The sequence below is a fragment of the Persicitalea sp. genome (assembly GCF_041751555.1).
GTDB lineage: Bacteria > Bacteroidota > Bacteroidia > Cytophagales > Spirosomataceae > Persicitalea.
On the sequence record NZ_JBGSXF010000024.1, the window covers coordinates 1 to 5,573 of the forward strand.

3 protein-coding genes are annotated in these 5,573 nt (G+C 51.7%); all 3 read right to left on the minus strand.

Annotated elements, in window-relative coordinates:
• The coding region (locus ACEW8P_RS00760) for a DUF1080 domain-containing protein (RefSeq protein WP_373511201.1) at window positions 1-546 on the minus strand (546 nt) is incomplete at its 3' end.
• Window positions 547-795: 249 nt separating this feature from the next.
• Window positions 796-2,463 (minus strand): RagB/SusD family nutrient uptake outer membrane protein, encoded by a 1,668-nt coding sequence (locus ACEW8P_RS00765; protein WP_373511202.1) that lies wholly within the window; start codon window positions 2,461-2,463, stop codon window positions 796-798.
• A gap of 31 nt (window positions 2,464-2,494) precedes the next feature.
• Entirely contained in the window at window positions 2,495-5,512 is a 3,018-nt protein-coding gene (locus ACEW8P_RS00770; RefSeq protein WP_373511203.1) for a SusC/RagA family TonB-linked outer membrane protein, read from the minus strand.
• Window positions 5,513-5,573 lie beyond the last annotated feature (61 nt).

Below are 5,573 nucleotides of genomic sequence, written 5' to 3' on the forward strand. Positions count from 1 at the left end.
GTCATCAATCAGGTGGGCTACCGGAACACCATTCAGGAAGGTTTGGATGTGGTTGCCGATGGCCTCGATGCGGTACTTGTTCCACTGGTTGTTCTTGAAGGCCGTTTTGGCCTTCGGATTCAAGTCGCCCGGATAAAGCCAGCCGCGGCGGGCTTCGTCGTAAATCCCCGCCGCCCAGCCGCGTGCGCTAGGGTCGATCTCGACCTGATAGCCGTGAACGCGACCATCCATATAATCGGGCTTGGATTCGCTACGGATTTGAATGCCGGAATTCAGCTTATCGTCCACCATTACTTCCAGTTCGAGGATGAAGTCGCCATACTCTTTTTCGGTCGTCATGAACGAATTGGGGGTATTCATCGTGGACGTACCGACGATGGCTCCGTCCTTTACTTCGTATTTGGCTTTACCGTTCAGTTGCTTGAAGCCGCTGAGGTCTTTGCCGTTGAAGAGGTTCTGCCAGCCGTCTTTGGAAGATTGGGCGTGGGTGTTTTGAATAAAGCAGCTTGTCAATAGAGCCGCTGCTAAAAATAGCGTTTTTCTCATTCTTTGGATTTTTGGGTAACAGAGTTTTATGAGGATTGACCCAGATTTTCACAGAGCCACTTTTTCAGGAGTACAACGATTGGGGGCTTTCACTAATTTTAAAAACGATGTTCTGTATCCTTTACCCTGACAAAAAGGGGGGGACAAAGTTTATTTACTATCCAAATAAAAGAAAAGCCTCCGAAATCGAAGGCTTTCCATTCAGCGAACAATCAACAAGCGTTCATCCACTCGTTCTATCATTCAAATTTAATACCCCGGATTCTGGGCAAAGCTGGCTTCGCCACCTTCTACCCGGTCCAATTGATTTTGAGGAATGGGCCGAAACAGGTGCATGGGTGCGATGTTGGGAGCTGCTTGGGCATTGTACAATTTCACGCGCTCGATCAGGATCCCCCAACGCTTCAGATCGAACCAGCGCTGCATTTCACCGTACAGTTCACGAGCTCTTTCTTCGTAGATCAATTCCATATTCATCTGCGCCTCTGTCACCTCCATAGCCTTCTCCTTGCCGGGCCAAGCCGCACGACGGCGAACCATATTGATAGCCGCAACCGCACCAGCCTTATCGCCTGAATTGAGCAATGCCTCGCTCAACATCAAATATGTGTCGGCCAGTCGATAGTTGAAGTAATCGCGCGTACCCTCAAACTGGGTACGGTCGGCACGGGCTCCGTCGATATGCTTGCGCACTGCAGGGAACACCCGCTCGGAGTAGGCACTGGGAACCAATACCTGATAAGGACGCTTGGCCCGTTCCGCCACCGACATCTCGAAGCCTGGATCGAAAATGGTCGTGTCACCCAAGGCAAACGTCACCGTGGCTTTCGACTTATCAAAAGTAGTGTTATACTTGCCAGGCTTGTTGGAATAATACACATCCTTGAACGTCTTGTAGTAACGGCTGTCGTTCGTACGGTTGGCCAAGGCAAAAATCTTATTGAGTGTGTAGTCCGTTGGACGGTACCGCTTGAAAGGACGTCCATTCTCCGTATCGCGCTGCATTCCTGGAAGTACATCGTACTCCATCAGGAAAAAGACGTGCGAGTTGTTGCCGCCACCGTTGGTAAGCGGACTTCCAGTGAATTGGGTGGCGAAAACGATCTCGTCGTTCTTCTCGTTGCCCTGCCGATAGACATCGGCGAAGTTGGGCAGAAGCCGGAAGCTGTAATTTTTGATCACATTATTGGCGTAGGTCGCTGCTTTGGCGTAGTCATCCCCTGCCTTAGCTTCTGAGGTGGCTTTGGTCAGATAGACATCGGCCAGCATCATTTCGGCCACCGCCTTGGTTACCCGTCCGTATTCTGCCGCCTGACCTTTATTGTCCAAATCCGGCAGAGCCTCGGTCAAGTCTTTGATAATGGCCGTATACATTTGAGGAATGGTGGCCCTGGTGGCCACTTTTGTCGGGGCTACCGTTTCAGTTAGCCGCAAATCCACACCTCCGTACAATCGGGTCAGGATGAAATAGTAATGCGCCCGCAGAGCCTTTACTTCCGCGATACGCTGCTTCTTGACAGTCTCGGCGATGCCAGTCACATTGGCTCCCCGCTCGATGACGGCATTGGCCACATTGATGCCACTGTACAAAGCATCCCATACTTCACGGGGATGAGCCGCCCTGGAGTCGAATGCACCATCGTAAGTATTGATGAACTTATGGCTACCATCGGCACCGTTGGTCGTAATATCGGTTCCAAAAATGGTGAAATTGTTACCGCGTTCGGTTCCGTACCAGTCGCGCAAAGTGGAATACACCGAGTTTACCCCGTCGTTGAAACCTGTGGGTGTGTTGAGGTAAGCACTTCCAATCCCCGAGATCACCTCTTCATCCAGCACATCGTTGCTGCAGGACTGCCCAAAAAGCAAGGCAGCCGCTAGTGCGCCTATTTTTAGATATTTTGCTTGTACTTTCATTTTTTAGCAATTTAATTTCTTAACGATCTGATTAAAATTTGGCGTTGATCCCGAACGTGATGACCGACGTAGCGGGAGATAGGTCAGAACCAATTGCACGGTTCTGGTTGCTCGGGCCGTTGTCCAATTCTACTTCGGGGTCGATTCCCTTGTACTTGGTACGGTACTCCGAGAAGATGAAGGGCTGTTGAATGCTGGTGTAAAGACGAAGGCTGGTCATTCCCAGCTTGGAAGCCCAGTTGCCCGGTACGTTGTAGCCAAAGTTGATGTTACGTACCTTCAGGAACGAGCCATCGAAATACCGCAGCGTGGAGCTGTTGCGGGGCGATTCCTGGTTCTCGTTCGGGCGTGGAAACTCGTTGGTTGGATTGTTGGGCGTCCAGTAGTCGATGTCCAGGTTGTTATATCGACCAGCCAAGGTGTTGTTTCCCTGGTGGAAACCACTGATGATGAACTGTCCGGCCCGAGCGTAGAGGAAGAACGACAAATCGAATCCTTTGTACTCGAATCGGTTGGTCACACCAGCCACGAAAGCCGGGATGGCAGAACCAAGGATTTGACGATCAGCGGCATTGATTACGCCATCGTTATTGAGGTCTTCGATCTTGATTTCACCGGGATTGTAGCCGTAGGATTTGGCAAGATCCAGTTCGTCTGTTTGCCAGATCCCAATCTTTTTCAAGTCGTAAACTACCGACAACGGCTCTCCAATAAAGCGTCCGGCGGCCACATCGTCCACTTTTCCATTCGCCAGTTCCACGATTTCCTCTTTGTTGCGGCCAAAGGTAAGGTCGGTTCTCCATTCGAATCCTCCTTTGTTTACATTCACCGTCGAGAGCGTCAGTTCGATACCCTTATTGCGGGTATGGCCGATATTGGTCGTAAAGCCTCCAAAGCCCGTCGAGTTAGGCAGTGGCTGCGGTGCCAGAAGGTCGGTCGTATTGGTAATGTAGTATTCTATGGCACCCGATACGCGGTTGCCAAAGAAACTGAAATCAAGGCCTGCGTTGGCCGTGGCCGATGTTTCCCACTTCAAATCGGGGTTGCCGATCGAGCCGGGACGATAGCCGAAAGCGGCGCTGTTTTCCCAAGCGTAGGAGGAACGGCTCAAGTTCGCCTGTGTTTGATAGGGGTTGATGGCCGTGTTACCCACCGCGCCGTAGCTAAGGCGAAGTTTGAGTTGGTCCATCCAGCGCACGTCCTTCATAAAATTCTCATTCGAGATATTCCAGCCAACGGCCACCGAGGGGAAATAGCCGTACTTGTTGTTGGCACCGAAGCGCGACGAGCCATCGGCCCGGATGGTGGCTGTGAGTAAGTACTTATCGTTGAAGTCATAATTGACCCGTGCCATATACGAAAGCAAAGTCCACTGGCTAATTCCGGTATCGACACCGTTGACCTGGCTGGCATCACCCAGGTTGTAAAACTGCTGTGTACGGGCGGGAATACCGTTCACGCTGATATTAGACGCCTCCCGATTGTCGCGTTGAAAAGACTGAAGCAGGGTCACGTTCAGATTGTGAATCTGGTTGAACTGCTTCGTATAAGTAAGAATGTTCTCGAGCGTGTAGTTGAACCAGAATCGGTTGCCAACAGAACCCGAGGCAGGTGCTCCACGGCGGGCCTGTGTTTGGCTATCGAAAAAGCGGCCATAACGGTCGATCTGGAAATCGGGGCCGAAGTTAAAGCGGTACTTCAACCCATCGATAATATCCCACTCGCCATAGATGCTGTTGAAAATTCGGTAGTTTTTACGCTCGTCGATGATCGCACCCGGCACGATTTCGGCCAGAGGATTGGTACGCAGCCCATCTTGCGTGGGCAAGAAGATTAAGTTGCCCTCGTCGTCGTATGGCTTGCCGAGTGGGTTTTCGGCTAGTGCGCCACCAAGCGGATTGAAGTTTTCACCATTACGCTCGCTATATACCGCCAATGTCGAAGTACCGACGCGAACTTTGTCATTAATCTTGTGATCCAGGTTGAGCCGGAAAGAATAACGGGTAAAGTCCTGGCTTTTGACTACCCCTTTGTCTTTAAAAACGTTCGCCGAAAGATTGAACACGGTTTTCTCCGTACCGCCCGATACGCCCACCTGGTAACTGTTGATAGTACCCGTGCGAAGCAGTGCTTCGGGATAGTCGGTGCTGCGGCCCGACTTAATACCTTCCAACTCTACGGGTTCAAAGATAACGGCATCAGCCTGGTCAGTAGCTGGTCCGGCGGGATAGTGATTGCCTGCCCGGCGCGACTCGCGCTTGTACTCGGCAAATTCGGGACCCGTGAATACGTCGATCCGTCCCAGCGACTGGTTGACACCACTGTAAGCATCGATGCTCACCGTGGTTTTACCGGGCGTTCCGCGCTTCGTGGTGATGATTACTACGCCATTGGAACCCCTCGAACCATAAATAGCCGTAGAAGAGGCATCTTTCAGAATTTCCATCGAGGCAATGTCGTTGGGGTTGATGTCCTCGATGCCTCCCGAAAGCGGAATCCCATCCACCACAAATAGCGGATCGTTGGAGGCGTTGAAAGAACGCCGACCCCGGATACGGATTTGAGGAGAAGAGCCTGGCTTGCTACCTGCCTGGTTCACGTCCACTCCGGCGGCACGACCTTGTAAAGCCTGCTGAGCGTTAGTTACGGGCAATTCGCCGATCGCCTTGGCACTTACCGACGAAATCGCTCCCGTTACCTGGCTTTTCTTCTGGGTACCGTAACCCGTAACGATTACTTCGTTCAGGGTTCTTAGATCCACGGCCAGGTTGACATCGACCACGCTGCGGTTACCAATGGCAATTTCCTGAGTGGTGAAGCCTACAGCAGAGAAAACGAGTGTTGGATTGGTGCCGATAGCATTGATCTGGTATTTACCATCGGCGTCAGTGGTCGTACCCGTATTTGAGTTCTTAAGTACTACCGTAACACCGGGAACACCCGTGTTATCTTCGACGGAAGTGACGGTACCCGTGACTATGCGGTCTTGGGCATACAGTGTGTGCAGGGGCGACAGTCCTATCGCTAACAGAAGGAGGAAAGAGAGCATTCGGGAAGGGCGCACTCTATGGCGACCTTTCACTTCCCGGAATTGTAGGGTAAATGATTTA